The sequence below is a fragment of the Pedobacter sp. BAL39 genome (assembly GCF_000170795.1).
Taxonomy (GTDB): domain Bacteria; phylum Bacteroidota; class Bacteroidia; order Sphingobacteriales; family Sphingobacteriaceae; genus Pedobacter.
This window is the reverse complement of record NZ_ABCM01000011.1, coordinates 187,223-207,180: the sequence shown is the minus strand read 5'-3', so window position 1 is coordinate 207,180 and position 19,958 is coordinate 187,223. Positions and strand designations below refer to the sequence as shown.

The following is a 19,958-nucleotide window of genomic DNA, read 5'->3' as shown; positions in this document are numbered from 1 at the left end:
ATTAAGTTTTAGTCGGATATAATTTTATGATAATGAGATGTTAACAGGTACTTAATATGATCAGCTTACTTTTGCGTCATAAATATTTGGTTAGTATTTATACGTTTAGGTTTAGTTGATCAGAAGGAGCTCAGATGGATGTCGGAGCTCTTTTGTATTTTGTGCAAATTCTATCTGTGACTGAGATCGTTTTTTTCAAAACAAAAATCACTGTTTAATTTGATTCATAGTATAACAGGCTATTCTAAATTATCGCCAATAGAGGTGAAACGCGTAAATGATTCTCATTTTGATCAGTTCTCGCCTGATATAATTTATTTTGTTGCCGCTTCTTAGTGTCCAAGCTAATTTGTTCTCACTCTCGTTATTCCTGTGTACTTACTAATGTAGGAAATTTTTATAGTTTTATTGTGTTGAATAATTCAATATTTGATATATTGTTAACTTTTTTTAGCAGTTATTTAGTTTGTAATGAGAGTAATTCCATTACCATATTTACAATTGTTTTGTTTTAGTAATTTAAGGAATTGTTATGTTTTGGTTAAATAAACTTAATCGTGTAATTAGATATGTATTATTAAATACTTTTATAAAAATTAATGATAATAATGTCATTTTTCAATAATTAACCTTTAGAATAAAAGTAAATGAAACAGCGTTTTCCATTTAAGACATGCCTAAAAATAGCATGTATAGTACTTTGTCTTTCCGTACTCTTTAGCTGTAAACAAGAAGTCGGTAAGCCGGAAAAGCCAACAGTATCTATCGATACGACGATTGAAACATTAAAAGTCTATTTCAGCAAGTTAGTGAGAGTGGATGTAAAGCACATCGTCTACAATGGGCAAACGAAAATGTTTTCTATAGATGGAATAGACCAACTTAGTCTGGAACAGATGCAAGCAGCTTACGAAAGTAATCCATACATTCATTATAAAGACGGGCATCCCGTTGAAGCGCCAACCTCAAGTGATATTAACAATTAAGTAACGACAAAATGAAACATATAATTATTTTTTTTGTCTTTGGAATAGTATTTGGTTTATTCCCAAGTGAAGCTAGTGCACAACTCGCATTTAAAGGCCCGGATTCCCCTGTTGCATCTGGATCGATTGTAACGTTTACTGTTACCGGAGAATATTCAAGACAGAACCCCCTGGAAAAGAAAGAAGTTGTTTCAGTGCCGTCCTCTGGTGAAATGAGTTATGCCCCGGGGCAACATCCGGGAGTTTACTGCGTGTTGTGGAATACTAACTATTTCAGTAACAATAACACGGCAGGACGGTTCCAATACAAATTGACCAATGAGTCGACTTCGCCTAAGACAGTAGAGATTACCTTTAGAGACTGTAATATTTATACATATGATGAGGCGAATAAAGGCAGAACTACCGTTCAAACTTTCAAATGCACTGTAACCGTTAACCCGGCCGCACCTGATTTGTCGAATTCTATATCTATTAACAGCGTTAATAAGGTTGAAACCATTCTATTTGGCGTTGACTGTGGTTTCGCCCATGCATATGGCACACCTTTTAATCCAACAGGACACATGGAAAGGGATGTATGGAAATTTGCATATGACATAAACTACTCAAAGCTTATTTCTTCAGTTAATGACGCCGACATTTATTGGGAATGGGTAGTTTCAGATAATTCAACAAACTTCCCAGCGCAAAAACAATTCTTGATTTATCCTTATGGCACCTCTAAAACTACACCGCAAAGTGGGACAAAAAAAGTTACTGTTGAGGCAAATGATGCTATGGATGAATATGATTCGAAAGTAACAGTTAGAGCGAAATCTAGGGCAACTGGAGCAAGATATTCGCCGGATTATACTTTCTATTTCACCGCGGTAGGCCATTAAATTTTTCCGAAACCTGGGAAGACAATTGGTAAAGTAACAACATCCGCTCTTCTTAAATGTGCTTGGCATTAATGCTTTTGTTAAAGAGAGGCTGAAAATAGCGTGTCAAATAATGGGATGGTGTGCATAATTCGGTGGACAAGAATAATATCAAAACAATAGCTTGCTAGAACTTTAACTATCGAACTGCTCAATTATGTTTCTCATTCGAGCTTTTTATGTTAAGAATAATTAATCACAACTTTCAGTTAATACCCCGTTAATATAACAGCGATATCTTCGCGTCATAAATATTTGGTTAGTATTTATACGTTTAGGTTTAGTTGATCAAAAAGAGCTCAGGTGGATGCCTGAGCTCTTTTATTATTTAGAAGTTTTTGCCAATCTTTTCCAGCATTTCGGGAGGGATATTCTGGGTGTCAACCAGTAGGAAGCCATCCAGGCAATCTGAGAATTTCGGATCTATATTGAAGCAGATGATCTTTGCATTCAGGTTCATGTACTGCCTCAAAAGCACTGGGATTTTAATGTGCGAATTTTCAATATCCGAAATCAAGCTGTCGAGGTCTTTCAAAGATTCACTGCTTTCAATCAGCAAGTTTTTATCAATAGCAGAAAGATCGGCTTTGAATTTGTTTTTAGGCTTCACAAAGGTGGCCAGGTCGTAATCAAAATGGTTCTTAGTGATATAGTCAACAATCAATGATTTGGAGAACTTGGAGAAGTTGTTGCTGATACTCACCGGACCGAACATATAGCGGTATTGCGGATTATCCAGCAGGTATTTTAGTATGCCTTTCCACAGTAGGAACAGCGGTAGTGGTTTCTGCTGATATTCCTTGCGGATCCATGACCTGCCCAGCTCAATTCCCTTTCTTAGGATGGGATAGAAAGGCTCCTTAATTTTGAAAAGTTCAGAGATGTAAAACCCGCGTCTGCCCATAGTATCCAGGATCTCGTCTCCCTTACCGATTCTGTAAGCACCAACGATATTCTGCAGATCTTTATCCCATATAAAAAGGTGGTTATAATAGATGTCGTAATTGTCGAGATCAATTTTTTTATTGGTGCCTTCGCCTACTTCACGGAAGGTGATTTCCCTGAGCCGGCCGATTTCTCTCAGGATATTGGGGATGATAGAAGTTGGCGTGATATATACCTCGTAATTTTTTTCCTGCCAAACCCTGAAGCTTTCGAGTTGTTCGACCTCCTTAACGATAAGGTTGCGTTCTGTTTCCTCGATAATTTGTTCCGGTTTTTTCTTTATTTTGAAGAGGCTGATCGGGTTGAACAGCTTTTTCTCTTCTTCTAATCCAGTGCCTAGTGCGTAAGTACGTGCACGAAGAAAATCGAGCAATTTATTGGTGTTGTTTTTATAGGAGATGTCGTCAATATGAATCGGCTTCCCAATCCTGACTTTGATCTTCAGTCCTTGTTTATTTAAAAACTCAGACGGGAGTTTTGCGGTTCGCAATGTGGGATGGATGAAACTCAGGATGTTGAAAAGTACGCCGTTGTTTCCATGGAAATAAATGGGTACTACCGGGACTTTGGCACGAGCAATGAGTTTACCTACCACAGGATGCCATAGCCGGTCCGTAATTTCCTGTTTGTCGAGGCTAAAGGTTGATACCTCTCCCGCAGGGAATATGCCGATTGGGGTGCCGCTTTGCAGGAGATCAAAGGTCGCTTTCAGTCCGCTGATGCTTGATGAATGTTGGACGTTCTCGAAGGGGTTTACCGCAACAAAGAACTCGCTGAGGTTGGGGATCTTTTTAAGGATAAAGTTGACCATTACCTTAGCTTCAGGTCTGACGGTACAAAGAAGCTTTACCAGTGCCAGGCCTTCGATGCCACCATAAGGATGGTTGGCGATAGCAATGAAACCTCCGGTTTTAGGGATGCTTTTAAGGTCGTTTTCATCGAAGTCGATGCTTACGCCAATGGTTTCTAATATTTTGTCAACGAACTCCAGTCCGTTGTAATGAACATTTTGTGAAAATACTTTATTAATGTCATTGAGCTTCATCACCTCCATCAGTAAAGCCGCTAAACCCGGGACACCTAACTTGTCGATTTTAGTAGCCTTTGCAAATTCTTTCGTGGTTATGATTTTCATGTAAAAGTGTTTGTGAATTGGAAAGCAATTTCAAAAATAACATTAATATTTCTAAATAACGGTAGTAGATTCGGCGGGCGATGAGAAAATGGTTAAATAATTACTTCGTATTTAGTCGGAATGCCTTTAATGGCGTTCTGGTTTTGATCTTCCTGATTGGGCTGATGTCGGTGGTCCCTGCTGTGTATGATAAATTTGTACCACCACCGATGATGACAGCGGAAGAACGTCGGGCAGTATTGCAATTGCTGGCCTCGGATACCATCAAGGGACCGAAGCGCATCGCGCTGATTGACATCCGGACTTTGCCGAAACCAGAGCAGTCGGTGGCTGAGCTTTTTAATTTTGACCCGAATGTAATAGATCTAGCCCAATGGGTGCGCTTAGGTCTTTCTGAGAAGCAGGCCATGGGCATTCTTAATTACCGGAACAAGGGCGGGAGGTTTTATAAACCCGAAGACCTTGGAAAGATGTACACCATAAATAAAAAATTATACCTTAGGTTGCTGCCTTATGTAAGGATCACAAAGGATTCCAGTTTTAGGGACCGGTATCCTGAACATATCAGCAAACAGCATCAGAAAGTGAAAAAGCCAGAGGTACTGAAACTGGTGGAACTTAATCTTGCCGATACCCTTGAACTGGATAGACTGCGGGGGATTGGTGCCGTGTTTGCCCGAAGAATTGCCGGATACCGTGACCGCCTTGGAGGGTTTTATGATAAAGAGCAGTTGCTGGAGGTGTTTGGAATTGATTCTGCAAAATATATACAGATCTCTGGGCAAATTACAATAGATCCCCGCCTGGTAAGGAAGATTAATGTCAATACCGCACAGTATGAAGACCTGAAGCGGCATCCCTATCTACGGTATAAGCAGATCAATGCACTGATCCAATATAGAAAACAGCATGGCAATTACCAGGATCTGAATGATCTGCGGAAGGTGCTGCTCTTGTCAGAAGAAACACTGATTAAACTTTCCCCTTATTTTTCTTTTTGATTGTATGGATTAAAATCAGTAGACAATGGCGATGTTGCCAACCAGATAAGATTGTTATTTTTGCAGCGGTTCAAACCTCATTTCCATATCATAATGATTGAAACAAAGATAAAAGCGACGGTGCGCGACGTTCAGGACTTTCCAAAACCGGGCATCACCTTTAAAGACATTACCCCCATATTGAAAGATCATGGTCTATGCACTGAGATTGCCGCAGCACTGGCGGAACAGCTTAACGGGCTGAAAATTGATGTTGTGGCGGGGATAGAAAGCAGGGGCTTCCTTTTCGGTCCTGCATTGGCGCAACTGTTAAAGGTGCCTTTCGTGCCCATCCGCAAAGCGGGTAAGCTGCCTTATAAGACCATTCAGGAGTCCTACGCTCTGGAATATGGAGAGGCTACTATAGAAGTCCATGAAGATGCATTGTTAAGTGGTCAGCGCGTATTGATCCATGATGACCTGCTGGCGACAGGGGGGACGGTGGTGGCGGCTTCAAAGCTGATCGAAAAACTCGGCGCTGAGGTGGCCGGATATTCATTTGTCATCAGCCTTGATTTTCTAAAAGGAGCTGAGCGTTTGTCGCCATATACCGATCAGGTATTTTCAATGGCTGCCTACGAGTAAAAAATAAAATGCAGTCCTAAAAAATCAGGACTGCTATTTTATAGATGTAGGGGGGGACCTTTATTCAGAACCCTGTTCTATAGGCCTGATAAAAACATAATATGAAGAGCGCAACGGCGATAATGCTCAATACAAAAATTGAATATCTCGTTGTATAAGATTTGTTTAATTTTTTAAGGTGCATCGTGGTGGTATTTAAAGAGTTGTTTGATTTGATAGCGGTATTGTGTGGTAATGAAAACTATTTTATTTAATTTGCCTCAAAATTACTGTCAATTGATGGTTGCCACAACTGTGTAAATGCGCAGTTTTGAAAATTTAATCAGAGAAATAGAAACGAAATGCAGTCGGGCGAGAAATTTGGAGAGTATTCAAAGACATTCATAACAGATATTCCTGCAGATCTGGAAAGTGAGCAGTTCATCTATTACAAGCAGACGATACCTAAGTTTCCGGAGGAAGCCATATATATCTATTCCTTTAAAGAAAATCGCATGGTTTTTGCCATGGGATGGGAAGAAGTAGTGGGTTATCAGGATGATGAAATCAACATGCTTGCCATTGTCAATATGTCTGTTCCCGAATTTGCCCCTTTCTCACACGACCTGAATGATAAAGCCTTAAGATTCATCCATCAGAAAACCGAGGATCTTGAAAAGTATAGTTTCACGATAGATCTCAAAAAGATCCATAAGGATGGGAGCCATGTTCCGATCACAGCGCGTGTAGGCGTACACAGTGCAGTTGATGGTCATGTGGAATCAATCATCGGACGCTTCCAGGTAAATCGCAGTCTGATTTTTGGAAAAGTGATGCGCTATGCTGCCTACGGTCCGGAGAAGGAAAAGTTTGAAGAAGAACTGAACAAAGCGCTTTTCAATTACCTTGCCATCTCCAGAAAAGAAAAAGAAGCACTGGAGCTTGTAGCCAAAGGCTATTCATTTAAGGAGATTGCACACGACCTGAAGGTTTCCCATTCCGCAATTGAGAAAAGGATTATCCCATTATACAAACGTTTCAATGTAAAAAGCCTGACGCACCTGGTGAGTTTTGCATACGATAACGCCATTCTGCCCTAACCGCCATCAGCCATTTCCCAGGTTGACGGCGATGATGTCGGCTGGGTGTACACCAATCAGTCCCAGGAGTGTCTGCCACTTTTGCTCTTCCTTTTTCGTAGACTCTTCATTTCCCATCACCCAGATTACATTTTTATCCCGGATTTGCTGGACGTTATAAGGACCATAATGTGTATTGTTGAGTAGTTCGTAGAAAAGAGAAGCTGTAAGGATGTCTTCCTTGATCAGTCCTCCGGGATTGATGTCGTCAATAACCAGCAATGAGGAATCATGCCAGGACCAGATGCCGCTCCCAGGACTGGACAGGTCCTTCTCCTCAAAGAACATCGCCAGCAATTTTGTAGCTGTAACATAACTACAGCAGTTTTTGTTGATGGAGGCTTCTGTTGCGATGCCTACAGACAAGGATGTTTTTCCACTTCCCTTTGACCCAAAGAGCAGGAGGTGCTGTCCTTTATTTTCTGGGGTCATGAAGTTCAGGATGGTTTGTCGGTGTTTTTCGGTAATGCCAAAATTCCATTGGCTCAGTCGAAGCTGGAAAGGATAGCTGGCCTGCTGAAGACACATCTTAGTGACATACCAGTAATAGGTAGGGTAGATGACCAGTAAGACCAGGGCGGTGAGTCCAATGGCAATGGCTGTAGACCATTGACAAAGCAGACTTGCTGCTGCTGCGCCTATGCCGAAATAACAGAGGTCTGTCAGGGTATCGAAAGTCACGTTTGCCCAGGCCGGTTTGAAGGTGTATCCTTTAGCGACGGCGGTGACCTGTTTCGATGAGGTGTTTAACAGCAGCGGGCCCAGGAAGTTGTAAAGCTCAAAAAGCAACCATCCTCCCCAGATGAATACTGCCGACCATATTTCGGGCTGTCGCATCTGCGTTTTGGAACTGAGTATGGTGTATAGGATAAATGTAGGGATAAATCCAAGGGAGAAATGTCCAAATTGATTGGCCATCCAGGCGTAGGTAAGTGTGACGCCGCGGTAGGCATCTTTGCCGATAAGGTCTCTTTTAAGTTGTGCAAGTATGTCTTTCCTGCTGATGAATGTCATGAGGGCTATTTAAAATTTAGACGAAAGTAGAAAAAATATTAAAAAACATTTTCGGAATATTTAGTTTGCTGTAAATGTTGAAGTTGTGTTAATGAACTAAATACCGTTTCGTTCTAGTATTTATGGAATTTTAGAAGGTGTTCATCTCCTTCAAAATCTTTATCATTGTCTAAATTCATATGAAAAACATGATAGAAACAATGGATAATTCTGTAGGATACAATTTCAGTATCTCAGAAAATCAGGAGATGATCCGGGGTATGGTGAGGGATTTTGCAGAAAGAAATATTCGTCCGAATGTAATGGAATGGGATGAAGCACAACACTTTCCTGTGTCGCTGTTTAAGGAACTTGGTGCGTTGGGCCTGATGGGGGTGCTGGTACCTGAAAGTTATGGCGGTTCCGGTTTTGGTTATCAGGAATATGTAGATGTGATTGTGGAGGTCGCCAAAGTATGTGGTGCCATCGGTTTGTCTGTTGCTGCGCACAATTCTCTGTGTACAGGACACATCCTTGCTTTTGCCAATGAATCGCAGAAATTGAGGTGGCTGCCTAAGCTGGCTACTGCAGAATGGATTGGTGCCTGGGGACTGACGGAGGCAAATACAGGGTCCGATTCATTGCGGATGACCACCACTGCTGTGCAGGATGGTGACGAGTATGTGATCAATGGTGCGAAGAACTGGATTACCCATGGTAAAACGGGAGATCTCGCAGTAGTAATGGTGCGTACTGGTGAGCAGGGGGATTCAAAAGGAATCTCTGCCATTGTTGTGGAGCGCGGTACGCCGGGGTTCTCTGCAGGTAAGAAGGAAAATAAATTGGGCATGCGTGCTTCAGAAACCACAGAAATGATTTTTGATAACTGCAGGGTGCCAAAAGAAAATCTTTTGGGTAATGCAGGAGAGGGCTTCAAGCAGGCAATGAAGGTACTGGACGGGGGCAGGATCTCAATTGCAGCATTGTCGCTGGGGATTGCGAAAGGAGCTTATGAGGCTGCTGTAGCTTACGCTAAGGAGCGTCATCAATTTGGGCAGCCTATTGCCAGTTTTCAGGGGATCAGTTTCAAGCTAGCCGATATGGCTACGGAGATTGAAGCTGCAGAGCTGCTGATCAGGCAGGCGGCTGATTTTAAGAACCGGGGCATTCCGGTAACGAAAGAATCTGCGATGGCAAAATATTTCGCATCAGAGGTTGCTGTGCGTTGCGCTACGGAGGCCGTGCAGATTTTCGGTGGTTATGGCTATACCAAGGACTTTCCGGTGGAGAAATACTACAGAGACAGTAAGTTATGTACCATTGGTGAGGGAACTTCGGAAATACAAAAAATTGTGATTGCGAGGGAAGTTTTAAAAAATTAGTTCTATATTACGCCCCCAGACTTTTTCTAACCAAAAAATTCGTATATTCTAACCAAATATAATGGCAATGTGCCGGCGATCTTTTAACGATCGCCGGATTTTTTTGCTTTAATTTATAAAATTGAACTTATTATTTTGATTATCAAATCAAAGCATTATCTTTGCAGTCCTAAAAACAACGAGAGGGGGTATATTACGTTATGATTATCATTAATATTAAAGACGGCGAATCACTAGATAAAGCCTTGAAACGTTTCAAAAAGAAATTTGAAAAAACTGGAGTGTTAAGAGAATTACGTAGCCGCCAAGCTTATGAGAAAAAATCTGTAGCACGCCGTACGTTAGTGAAACACGCTATTTACAAGCAGAACATGCAACTTGAAGGTACGATCTAGTACTTGAAAGTTTAAATGATATTAAACGCCATCGAATATTTCGGTGGCGTTTTTTTTATGTTAAAATAAAAACAATTTGTTTGTCTATGTTTTGTATATTCACTTCATCGTGTTATACAAAATGCTTTATGACGATAGCGGAATTCCTGACATACCTCAAGCATGAGAAGCGATATTCTCCACATACCATTCAGTCCTACGAGACTGACCTCCTGCAGTTTGAAGCCTATCTTTCAGATGTCTATGAGCTTGCGCTTCCTGATGCCGGCCGTGCCCAGGTAAGGGATTATATGGTGTGGCTGATGGAGCGCCAGATTGCCGAGCGTTCTGTAGCGCGGAAGCTCTCTGCTTTGCGTAGTTTTTATAAACACCTGGTTGCCGGGGGCGCAATTGCCTCAAGCCCGATGGCGCTTGTCAGGGCGCCAAAAGTTCCTAACCGCCTTCCTGTATTTGTAGAAGACCATAAGTTGGACCAGCTACTGGATTCAACGGAAATATTCAACGATAGCTTTTCTTCTGTAAGGGACAAGCTGGTGATTGAGATGTTGTTTGGAACCGGGATGCGGGTGTCGGAACTGGTGAATGTTAAGCTGCAGGACGTTGATTTTTACGCATCGTCGGTAAAGGTTTTGGGTAAGAGGAATAAGGAACGCATCATTCCGATCGGAAAGACCCTGACTTCTTTGCTAAAGGTTTACATCGATACAAAAACATTACAGGATTTTAATAACAAAACCGAGTATTTGTTCGTTACCAATAAAGGAGCCGCCGTAACGCGGGGCTTCATCTACAAGATTGTGACAAGTTATTTGACGTATGTGTCCACCCAGGACAAGAAGAGCCCGCATGTGCTGCGGCATTCCTACGCAACGAGCCTTTTAAACAGAGGAGCAGATTTAAATGCAATAAAAGAATTATTGGGGCACGCCAGTCTGGCGGCAACGCAGGTATATACTCATAATTCAATCGAAAGATTAAAATCAATATATAAACAAGCCCATCCAAAGGCATAAAAAAGGAGGAAACAATGAAAATTACAGTTCAATCGATCCATTTCAATGCAGACCAGAAATTGTTAGACTTTATTCAGAAGAAGACAGATAAGTTAGATTTGTTTTTTGACCATATTATTAGTGGCGAGGTTTACCTTAAATTAGAAAATGTCGATGATGAGGCAAATAAAATCAGTGAGATCAAGTTGATCGTGCCGGGGATGACATTGTTTGCAAAAGAGCAATGTAAAAGTTTCGAAGAGGCGACGGATTTGGCAATTGAGTCCTTAAGAAAACAGATTACAAAACATAAAACAAAAACAAGAGAAAAAATTAGCGAGCATAAAGTGATTTTGAATGCAGACGAAGTGTCTGATTACTAGGAGACTATTTTTGCAGTTTTTAAAATTGGAATTGACGGGCCTAAATCCCGTCAATTTTTTTTTAAAATAATTTTGCATCGTATGGAAATTCGTGTACATTTGCATTCCATTTCAGAGAGGGCGTTGCTCCGGAAAGAAACGGAAAGTTCTGTGAAAGATTAAATATTATAAAATGCATTCCCTCGAAAGAGAGGATATAAGCCTCCTTAGCTCAGCTGGTAGAGCAACTGACTTGTAATCAGTAGGTCATTGGTTCGATCCCGATAGGAGGCTCTTTTAATTTCGATGTCGAAAGGTGTTGGCAAATTAAAAGGGGGAGATACCAGAGTGGCCAAATGGGACAGACTGTAACTCTGTTGTCGCAAGACTTCGAAGGTTCGAATCCTTCTCTCCCCACAATAAAAAAGCGGAAGTAGCTCAGTTGGTAGAGCGATAGCCTTCCAAGCTATAGGTCGCGAGTTCGAACCTCGTCTTCCGCTCAAAATTGGAAAAGCTGGGCAGTCAGCAGAAAAGGCGTTTAATTGGAAGATCAATTAAACTGGTTGCAAGCTGAGATTAAAAGCCGAAGTAGCTCAGCGGTAGAGCACTTCCTTGGTAAGGAAGAGGTCGTGGGTTCAAGTCCCATCTTTGGCTCAAATAAAACAAGCTTTGTTGAATCTGTTAAGCAGCAGTTGAACAAGGTTTTTTGTGTTGAAATTGTATCAAAACAATAAATAAATAAAAAGTTAACCTACTAATAAGTATAAAAACATGGCAAAAGAAAAGTTTGACCGCAGTAAGCCGCACTTAAACATCGGCACAATCGGTCACGTTGACCACGGTAAAACAACCTTAACAGCAGCTATCACTAAAGTGTTATCTGATGCTGGTTTATCTGAGGCGCGTTCATTTGATTCAATTGACTCTGCTCCAGAGGAAAAAGAAAGAGGTATCACTATCAATACTGCACACGTTGAGTATTCAACAGCTAACCGTCACTATGCACACGTTGACTGTCCAGGTCACGCGGATTACGTGAAAAACATGGTTACTGGTGCTGCACAAATGGATGGAGCTATCATCGTTGTAGCTGCTACAGATGGTCCGATGCCACAAACTCGTGAGCACATTCTATTGGCTCGTCAGGTAGGTGTACCTTCATTGGTTGTATTCATGAATAAAGTGGATATGGTTGATGACCCTGAGTTGTTAGAATTAGTAGAGATGGAAATCCGTGAATTATTATCTTTCTACGATTTCCCTGGTGATGATATCCCAGTTATCCAAGGATCTGCTTTAGGTGGTCTGAACGGTGATGCTAAATGGGTAGAAAAAATCATGGAATTGATGGATGCTGTTGATAGCTATATTCCAATTCCTCCACGTTTAACTGATCTTCCATTCCTGATGCCTGTTGAGGACGTATTCTCGATCACTGGTCGTGGTACTGTTGCAACTGGACGTATCGAGCGTGGTGTAATCAACTCTGGTGATCCTGTTGAGATCCTCGGTATGGGTGCAGAAAATCTTAAATCAACTGTAACAGGTGTTGAGATGTTCCGTAAGATCCTTGATTATGGTGAAGCTGGTGATAACGTAGGTCTATTGTTACGTGGTATTGAGAAAACTGATATCCGTCGTGGTATGGTTATCTGCAAACCAGGTTCTGTAACACCTCACACTGATTTCAAAGCTGAGATCTATGTATTGTCAAAAGCAGAAGGTGGACGTCACACTCCATTCTTTAACAAATACCGTCCACAATTCTATTTCCGTACCACAGACGTTACTGGTGAGATCTCATTGGCTGAAGGAACTGAAATGGTAATGCCAGGTGATAACGTTACCATCAATGTAAAATTGATCAACGCAATCGCAATGGAAAAAGGTCTTCGTTTCGCTATCCGTGAAGGTGGTAGAACGGTAGGTGCTGGTCAGGTAACTGAAATCGTTAAATAGTCTTTATTTCTCAGGAAATTAAGATCAAAATAAAACAAAGTACTTGGGCTTTTACCGCCTGAGTACTTTGTTCCAAAAAGCTTCAAGTTTTGGAATAAGCATACACGGGAATAGTTCAATGGTAGAATAGAGGTCTCCAAAACCTTTGATCAGGGTTCGAATCCTTGTTCCCGTGCAAAACAATAATCATGGCTAAAGTAGTTCAATTTATTAAAGAATCGTATGAGGAAATGACCCAGAAGGTTACTTGGCCTACATGGGGAGAATTGCAAAATTCTGCAGTGCTGGTTCTTGTAGCTTCACTTATCATTGCATTGGTTGTATTTGCGATGGATAAGGGATCTACATTTGTTTTAGATACTTTTTATAAATCACTTTCTAATTAATATAGCTAAATGGACGATCAGTTAAAATGGTATGTAGTTAGGGCTGTTAGCGGTAAAGAGAAGAAGGTAAAACAGTATATCGATTCTGAAATTAGCCGTTTAGGTTTTTCTCACCTTGTACCTCAGGTATTAATCCCGATGGAGAAATACTACCAGATGAAGGAGGGGAAAAAGATAGCAAAGGAACGTAACTTCTATCCTGGATACGTTTTGATCGAGGCTAATTTAGATGGAGAACTAGAGCACATTATTAAGAACGTTAATAGTGTGATTGGCTTTTTAGGAGATAAGGGCGGAAATCCGGTTCCTATGCGCCAGGCTGAAGTTAACCGCATTTTAGGTAAAGTTGATGAGATGAGCCAGCAAGGTGAAACGATGAACATTGCTTATTACGTCGGAGAAAACATCAAAGTTATGGATGGACCATTCAATGGTTTCACAGGTGTGATTGAAGAGGTTAACGAAGAGAAAAAGAAATTGAAAGTTATGGTTAAGATCTTTGGACGTAAGACCCCACTAGAGCTTAACTATATGCAGGTTGAAAAAGAATAACAACTATTCATAAAGATCTTAAATGTTACTTGCTTCCAACATTCTAACATTGAGTATTACAAATTAACAAAACAGAAAATGGCAAAAGAAGTCAGTGCGCTTGTTAAATTACAAATCAAGGGAGGAGCTGCAAATCCATCGCCACCAGTAGGACCTGCATTAGGTGCTAAAGGGGTGAATATCATGGAATTTTGCAAACAATTCAATGCTCGTACCCAAGATAAGCCCGGTAAAGTATTACCAGTTGTAATTACTGTTTATGCTGACAAGTCTTTCGAGTTTATCATCAAAACCCCTCCGGTTGCTATCCAGTTAAAGGATGCGACTAAATTACAGAGTGGTTCTGCTGAGCCCAACCGTAAAAAAGTTGGTTCGGTGACTTGGGATCAGGTTAAGTCAATTGCTGAAGATAAGATGACTGATTTAAATGCTTTCACTATCGAGTCGGCAATGAGTATGGTTGCCGGTACAGCACGCAGTATGGGAATCACTGTTAGCGGTGATGCACCCTGGACAAATTAATTAACAAAAAACAGTTTACAACAGTGGCTAAATTAACAAAAAATCAAAAAAAGGCACATGCTAAACTAGAATCTGGTAAAACGTATTCTTTACAGGATGCGGCTGCTTTGGTAAAAGAGATCACTACAACTAAATTTGATGCATCGGTTGATATCGATGTAGCTTTAGGCGTAGATCCACGTAAAGCCAATCAAATGGTACGTGGTATTGCTACTTTACCGCACGGTACAGGTAAAACTGTTCGTGTTTTAGTTCTTTGTACTCCTGACAAGGAAGAAGAGGCTAAAGCGGCAGGTGCAGATTTCGTAGGTTTAGATGAATATGTAGCCAAGATTGAAGGTGGATGGACAGATGTTGACATTATTATCACTACTCCTGCTTGTATGGCAAAAGTAGGTAAACTGGGCCGCGTATTGGGTCCACGGAACCTTATGCCAAACCCTAAGTCAGGAACTGTAACTAACGAGGTTGGTAAAGCAGTTACTGATGTAAAAGGCGGTAAGATTGATTTTAAAGTTGACAAAACTGGTATTATACACGCTTCAGTAGGAAAAGTATCATTCCCGGCAGAAAAAATATATGAAAATGCTTTAGAAGTACTTCAGGTAATTTCTAAGCTAAAACCATCTGCTGCAAAAGGAACTTATTTTAAGAGCATTCATGTTTCTTCAACAATGAGTCCTGGAATTGCAATCGAAACTAAATCAGTAGCGGGGATCTAATTATGAACAGAGAAGAAAAACACGAAGTAGTTTCGGCTCTTCAAGAGAAGATGCAGGAATTCGGTAATTTCTATATTGCCGACACATCAAGCTTATCTGTTGAAAAAGTAAACAACATCCGTCGCAAATGTTTTGAAAGCGGGATTGAGATGCAGGTTGCTAAAAACACTTTGATCAGAAAAGCGATCGAAGGATTAGAAGGTGATGCATCGGAAATCTTTGTTGCCCTTAAAGGCCAGTCAGCATTGTTATTCTCTACAGTAGGTAACGGACCAGCTAAGCTGATCAAAGCCCTGAGAAAAGGATCTGATAAACCTGTACTTAAAGCAGCATATATCGATTCAACAGTATTCGTTGGTGATAACCAATTAGATACTTTAGTAAGCCTGAAATCAAGAGAAGAGCTTATTGGGGACATCATTGGTCTATTACAATCGCCAGCTAAAAACGTTGTTTCTGCGCTTCAGTCAGGCGGTAACAAAATTGCAGGAATTGTTAAAACTCTTCAAGAGAGAGGTTAAGGAAGAACACCTTAAAAGTTCATTATTAATAAATTATTATTTACGTAAATTTTTAAAAATCTATAAAAATGGCAGATTTAAAAGCGTTTGCTGAGCAATTGGTAAACTTAACAGTTAAAGAAGTTAACGAATTAGCTCAAATCTTAAAAGACGAGTATGGTATTGAACCAGCTGCTGCTGCAGTTGCTGTTGCAGGTCCTGCTGGTGATGCTGCTCCTGCAGCTGAAGAAAAATCAACTTTTGATGTAATCCTGAAAGAAGCTGGTGGTCAGAAATTAGCAGTTGTAAAACTTGTTAAAGACTTAACTGGTTTAGGTTTGAAAGAAGCTAAAGATCTAGTTGACGGTGCACCTAAAGAATTAAAAGCTGGTGTTGCTAAAGACGAAGCTGAAGCTTTGAAAAAACAATTAGAAGAAGCTGGAGCAGTAGTTGAAATTAAGTAATCACTTAATTTTAATATAACTCAAAACGTAGACTCCGACTGTATAGTCGGAGTCTATACCTGTTTATAAACTTTTCATCTTGTTTGGTTGATGAAATGGTTTAACGGCAAACCAAACAAATAGTTTATTCTTAAACTAAATTAACTTTAGTCCATTGGCAAATAAAGTCGACCAAAGAGTAAATTTTGCACGTAGTAAGCACATCATAGATTACCCGGATTTTCTAGATGTACAGTTGCAATCATTCAGAGAATTTTTTCAGATCGAAACTACTTCAGATAACCGTCACACAGAAGGGTTATTTAAGGTTTTTGCTGAAAACTTCCCAATCACAGATTCCAGAAATATCTTTGTACTGGAATTCCTTGATTATTTTATTGATCCACCGCGTTATGATATACCTGAGTGTATTGACCGTGGGTTAACTTATAGTGTTCCATTAAAAGCGAAGCTGAAACTTTCTTGTAATGATGCAGAACACGAGGATTTTGAAACCATCATTCAAGATGTATACCTGGGAACCATTCCTTATATGACTCCTAAAGGTACCTTCGTGATCAATGGTGCAGAACGCGTAATTGTATCGCAGTTACACAGGTCGCCAGGAGTGTTCTTCGGTCAGAGCCGTCACACAAATGGTACTAAACTTTATTCTGCCCGTGTGATTCCTTTCAAAGGTTCTTGGATCGAGTTTGCTACAGACGTGAACAACGTCATGTATGCTTACATCGACCGTAAGAAGAAATTCCCGGTAACTACCCTGTTGCGCGCCATCGGTTATGATTCTGATAAGGACATCCTTGAGCTTTTTGACTTAGCTGATGAAGTAAAAGTCAGCAAATCGGGCTTGAAGAAATACATCGGACGTAAACTTGCCGCAAGGGTATTAAGAAAATGGGTTGAAGATTTCGTGGATGAAGATACCGGTGAGGTTGTTTCCATAGATCGTAACGAAGTGATCTTAGACAGGGACACTGTTTTAGAAGATGACCATATTGATATGATCATTGACGCTGGCGTTAAAACGATTATCTTATCTAAAGATGATGGTGCCAGTCAGGCTGATTATACCATTATTTACAATACATTACAAAAAGATACTTCAAACTCTGAAAAAGAGGCTGTGGAGAACATCTATCGTGCTTTGCGTAACGCAGAACCGCCTGATGAGGAAACGGCAAGAGGTATCATTGAACGTTTATTCTTCTCGGATAAACGTTATGACTTAGGAGATGTGGGCAGGTATCGCATCAACCGTAAGTTGAAAATGGATACTCCTGATCATGTTAAAGTACTGACAAAAGCAGACATCATTGCGATTGTTAAGTATCTGATCAAGCTGATCAATTCCAAAGAAGAGGTCGATGATATTGATCACTTGTCTAACCGTCGTGTTCGTACAGTAGGTGAGCAATTGTACGCTCAGTTTGGTGTTGGTCTGGCACGTATGGCGAGAACTATCCGTGAGCGTATGAACATCCGCGACAACGAGGTCTTCACACCAACAGATCTGATCAATGCACGTACTTTATCGTCGGTGATTAACTCTTTCTTTGGTACAAACCAACTGTCGCAGTTCATGGACCAAACCAATCCTCTGGCAGAGATTACGCACAAGCGTCGTCTGTCAGCCTTAGGTCCAGGTGGTCTTTCACGTGAGCGTGCAGGTTTCGAGGTACGTGACGTTCACTATACCCACTACGGTCGTCTGTGTACGATTGAAACACCAGAGGGACCAAACATCGGTTTGATTTCTTCTCTTTGCGTTCACGCGAAGATCAATAACCTTGGTTTCATTGAAACACCATACAAAAAGGTTAAAGATGGTATCGTTCAGGTAGACGAGGAAGTGATTTATCTTTCTGCAGAGGATGAGGATGGTAAAACGATCGCACAGGCAAATGCTGCCTACGACGATCAGGGTAACTTCACTACTTCACGTGTGAAAGCGCGTTATGAAGGGGACTTCCCGGTTATTGAGCCTGAGAAATTAGACTTAATGGACGTTGCACCTAACCAGATTACATCTATTGCAGCTTCGTTGATTCCTTTCCTTGAGCATGATGATGCGAACAGGGCTTTGATGGGATCGAACATGCAACGTCAGGCCGTACCATTGTTACGTCCTGAGGCACCTATCGTTGGAACAGGTCTGGAAGGTCGCGTAGCACGTGACTCAAGAACACTGATCAATGCTGAAGGTGACGGTACTGTTGAATATGTAGATGCAAATGAGATCACCATCAAATATGTAAGAAACGACGGAGATCGTTTGGTTTCTTTCGAAGGTGATAGCAAAACTTATAAACTGATCAAGTTCAAGAAAACCAACCAAAATACCTGTATCAACCTTAAACCGATCGTTAAGAAAGGTCAGAAGGTTGTTAAAGGACAAGTACTTTGTGAAGGTTATGCTACTGAAAATGGTGAGCTGGCATTAGGAAGGAATTTAAAAGTTGCTTTCATGCCTTGGCAGGGATATAACTTTGAGGATGCGATTGTAATCAACGAGCGTATTGTCCGCGAAGATATCTTTACCTCACTCCACATCGAAGAGTTTGAATTGGAAGTGCGTGATACAAAACGCGGGGAGGAGGAATTGACACCAGATATCCCTAACGTTTCTGAAGAAGCCACTAAAGATTTAGATGAAAACGGTATCATCCGTGTTGGTGCTGAGGTTAAAGAAGGTGACATCCTGATTGGTAAGATCACTCCTAAGGGAGAATCTGATCCTTCACCAGAGGAGAAATTACTTCGTGCGATCTTTGGAGATAAAGCAGGTGATGTGAAAGATGCATCATTGAAAACTCCTCCTTCGATCAAAGGTGTGGTAATTGATACTAAATTGTTCTCAAGAGCTAAGAAAACTACTAAAGCTGAAGAAAAAGCGGCGATAGATAAGTTGGACAAGAAATATGAGATTGCTACAACGAATCTGAAAAACGAGCTTGTTGACAAACTGTTCCAGATTGTTAACGGTAAAACATCTCAGGGTATCTTCAACGTCTACAAAGAGTTGTTGTTTCCTAAAGGTGCTAAGTTTACTCAGAAAAGCCTTGCAGATCTTGAGTATGCACACATCAACCCATACAAATGGACCACTGATGATGATAAAAATGAGCAGATCAAGATGTTGCTGCACAACTATGGTATTCGTGTAAACGAAGAACTGGGTGCTTACAAACGTGATAAATTCGCCATCAGTGTTGGTGATGAATTGCCATCAGGTATTGTACAAATGGCTAAAGTATATGTAGCTAAAAAACGTAAACTAAAAGTAGGTGATAAGATGGCCGGTCGTCACGGTAATAAGGGTATCGTTGCCCGTATCGTTCGAGATGAAGATATGCCATTCCTGGAAGATGGAACACCGGTTGATATCGTGTTGAACCCACTGGGTGTACCTTCACGTATGAACCTGGGCCAGATCTATGAGACTGTATTGGCATGGGCCGGTAAAGAACTGGGTGTTAAATTTGCAACCCCGATCTTTGACGGTGCTAAACATGACGAGGTAGAGGAGTGGATTGCTAAAGCGGGTGTACCTGCTTCAGGAAGAACTTACCTGCACAATGGTTTAACGGGAGAGAAATTCGATCAACCGACTACTGTAGGTATCATTTATATGCTGAAATTAGGACACATGGTTGATGACAAGATGCACGCCCGTTCAATCGGACCATACTCATTGATTACGCAACAGCCATTGGGTGGTAAAGCCCAGTTCGGTGGTCAGCGTTTCGGTGAGATGGAGGTTTGGGCATTGGAAGCATTTGGTGCGGCCAACATCCTGCAGGAGATCCTTACCGTTAAGTCGGATGATGTGATCGGTAGGGCCAAAACTTACGAGGCAATTGTTAAAGGCGAGAACCTTCCTACGCCTGGTGTACCGGAGTCGTTCAACGTATTGGTGCATGAGCTGCGTGGATTAGGTTTAGATATTACGTTAGACTAATGTTGAAAGTTATTTTGTTGGGATGTTCATTGCATCCCA

General features: G+C 41.1%; 19 protein-coding genes and 5 tRNA genes. 22 read left to right on the top strand and 2 right to left on the bottom strand.

Annotated elements, in window-relative coordinates:
* Positions 1-647 precede the first annotated feature (647 nt).
* Positions 648-986 carry a hypothetical protein gene (locus tag PBAL39_RS15455; protein WP_008243158.1) on the top strand — a complete coding sequence of 113 codons (339 nt, stop codon included), beginning with the start codon at positions 648-650 and terminating at the stop codon, positions 984-986.
* 11 nt (positions 987-997) lie between these two features.
* Positions 998-1,870 (top strand): hypothetical protein, encoded by an 873-nt coding sequence (locus PBAL39_RS15450; protein ID WP_008243157.1) that lies wholly within the window; start codon positions 998-1,000, stop codon positions 1,868-1,870.
* A 367-nt stretch (positions 1,871-2,237) separates the two neighbouring features.
* Here PBAL39_RS15450 and PBAL39_RS15445 read toward each other — a convergent pair whose 3' ends face one another.
* On the bottom strand, positions 2,238-3,989 hold the full coding sequence (locus PBAL39_RS15445) for a lysophospholipid acyltransferase family protein (RefSeq protein WP_008243156.1): 1,752 nt from the start codon (positions 3,987-3,989) through the stop codon (positions 2,238-2,240).
* Positions 3,990-4,069: 80 nt separating this feature from the next.
* Between PBAL39_RS15445 and PBAL39_RS15440 the strand changes: the two genes are divergently transcribed.
* The 3 genes from PBAL39_RS15440 to PBAL39_RS15430 all read left to right on the top strand — a co-directional run bounded on the left by PBAL39_RS15440 (position 4,070) and on the right by PBAL39_RS15430 (position 6,693).
* Positions 4,070-4,990 (top strand): ComEA family DNA-binding protein, encoded by a 921-nt coding sequence (locus tag PBAL39_RS15440; protein WP_008243155.1) that lies wholly within the window; start codon positions 4,070-4,072, stop codon positions 4,988-4,990.
* 93 nt (positions 4,991-5,083) lie between these two features.
* Complete coding sequence (locus PBAL39_RS15435; RefSeq protein ID WP_039866777.1) at positions 5,084-5,614, top strand: adenine phosphoribosyltransferase; 531 nt, start codon at positions 5,084-5,086, stop codon at positions 5,612-5,614.
* 341 nt (positions 5,615-5,955) lie between these two features.
* On the top strand, positions 5,956-6,693 hold the full coding sequence (locus PBAL39_RS15430; protein WP_008243153.1) for a response regulator transcription factor: 738 nt from the start codon (positions 5,956-5,958) through the stop codon (positions 6,691-6,693).
* Positions 6,694-6,699: 6 nt separating this feature from the next.
* Here PBAL39_RS15430 and PBAL39_RS15425 read toward each other — a convergent pair whose 3' ends face one another.
* Positions 6,700-7,746, bottom strand: coding sequence for an ATP-binding protein (locus PBAL39_RS15425; protein WP_008243152.1), 1,047 nt, complete (start codon positions 7,744-7,746; stop codon positions 6,700-6,702).
* Positions 7,747-7,925: 179 nt separating this feature from the next.
* Between PBAL39_RS15425 and PBAL39_RS15420 the strand changes: the two genes are divergently transcribed.
* The 17 genes from PBAL39_RS15420 (at position 7,926) to rpoB (ending at position 19,919) form a co-directional block, all read left to right on the top strand.
* On the top strand, positions 7,926-9,107 hold the full coding sequence (locus PBAL39_RS15420) for an acyl-CoA dehydrogenase family protein (RefSeq protein WP_008243150.1): 1,182 nt from the start codon (positions 7,926-7,928) through the stop codon (positions 9,105-9,107).
* A gap of 200 nt (positions 9,108-9,307) precedes the next feature.
* Positions 9,308-9,502 (top strand): 30S ribosomal protein S21, encoded by a 195-nt coding sequence (rpsU, locus tag PBAL39_RS15415; RefSeq protein WP_008243148.1) that lies wholly within the window; start codon positions 9,308-9,310, stop codon positions 9,500-9,502.
* Between the two features lie 128 nt (positions 9,503-9,630).
* On the top strand, positions 9,631-10,515 hold the full coding sequence (locus PBAL39_RS15410; protein WP_008243146.1) for a tyrosine-type recombinase/integrase: 885 nt from the start codon (positions 9,631-9,633) through the stop codon (positions 10,513-10,515).
* Between the two features lie 14 nt (positions 10,516-10,529).
* Positions 10,530-10,877: a ribosome hibernation-promoting factor, HPF/YfiA family gene (gene hpf, locus PBAL39_RS15405; RefSeq protein ID WP_008243144.1), complete on the top strand. Its 348-nt coding sequence runs from the start codon at positions 10,530-10,532 to the stop codon at positions 10,875-10,877.
* Positions 10,878-11,077: 200 nt separating this feature from the next.
* Positions 11,078-11,150, top strand: a tRNA-Thr gene (locus tag PBAL39_RS15400).
* A 40-nt stretch (positions 11,151-11,190) separates the two neighbouring features.
* A tRNA-Tyr gene (locus tag PBAL39_RS15395) sits at positions 11,191-11,273 on the top strand.
* A gap of 10 nt (positions 11,274-11,283) precedes the next feature.
* Positions 11,284-11,356, top strand: a tRNA-Gly gene (locus PBAL39_RS15390).
* A gap of 82 nt (positions 11,357-11,438) precedes the next feature.
* Positions 11,439-11,510: transfer RNA gene (locus tag PBAL39_RS15385), tRNA-Thr, on the top strand.
* A gap of 117 nt (positions 11,511-11,627) precedes the next feature.
* Positions 11,628-12,815 (top strand): elongation factor Tu, encoded by a 1,188-nt coding sequence (gene tuf, locus PBAL39_RS15380; protein WP_008243142.1) that lies wholly within the window; start codon positions 11,628-11,630, stop codon positions 12,813-12,815.
* A gap of 104 nt (positions 12,816-12,919) precedes the next feature.
* A tRNA-Trp gene (locus PBAL39_RS15375) sits at positions 12,920-12,990 on the top strand.
* 13 nt (positions 12,991-13,003) lie between these two features.
* Positions 13,004-13,201, top strand: coding sequence for a preprotein translocase subunit SecE (gene secE, locus PBAL39_RS15370; protein ID WP_008243140.1), 198 nt, complete (start codon positions 13,004-13,006; stop codon positions 13,199-13,201).
* Between the two features lie 9 nt (positions 13,202-13,210).
* Positions 13,211-13,753 (top strand): transcription termination/antitermination protein NusG, encoded by a 543-nt coding sequence (gene nusG, locus PBAL39_RS15365; protein ID WP_008243139.1) that lies wholly within the window; start codon positions 13,211-13,213, stop codon positions 13,751-13,753.
* Positions 13,754-13,831: 78 nt separating this feature from the next.
* A complete protein-coding gene (gene rplK / locus PBAL39_RS15360; RefSeq protein ID WP_008243137.1) occupies positions 13,832-14,275 on the top strand; it encodes a 50S ribosomal protein L11 in 444 nt (147 codons plus the stop codon).
* Positions 14,276-14,298: 23 nt separating this feature from the next.
* Positions 14,299-14,997 (top strand): 50S ribosomal protein L1, encoded by a 699-nt coding sequence (gene rplA, locus PBAL39_RS15355; protein ID WP_008243134.1) that lies wholly within the window; start codon positions 14,299-14,301, stop codon positions 14,995-14,997.
* Positions 14,998-14,999: 2 nt separating this feature from the next.
* Positions 15,000-15,518: a 50S ribosomal protein L10 gene (gene rplJ / locus PBAL39_RS15350; protein ID WP_008243132.1), complete on the top strand. Its 519-nt coding sequence runs from the start codon at positions 15,000-15,002 to the stop codon at positions 15,516-15,518.
* Positions 15,519-15,586: 68 nt separating this feature from the next.
* Positions 15,587-15,961 carry a 50S ribosomal protein L7/L12 gene (rplL, locus tag PBAL39_RS15345; protein ID WP_008243131.1) on the top strand — a complete coding sequence of 125 codons (375 nt, stop codon included), beginning with the start codon at positions 15,587-15,589 and terminating at the stop codon, positions 15,959-15,961.
* 154 nt (positions 15,962-16,115) lie between these two features.
* Complete coding sequence (rpoB, locus tag PBAL39_RS15340) at positions 16,116-19,919, top strand: DNA-directed RNA polymerase subunit beta (RefSeq protein ID WP_008243126.1); 3,804 nt, start codon at positions 16,116-16,118, stop codon at positions 19,917-19,919.
* Positions 19,920-19,958: the final 39 nt, after the last annotated feature.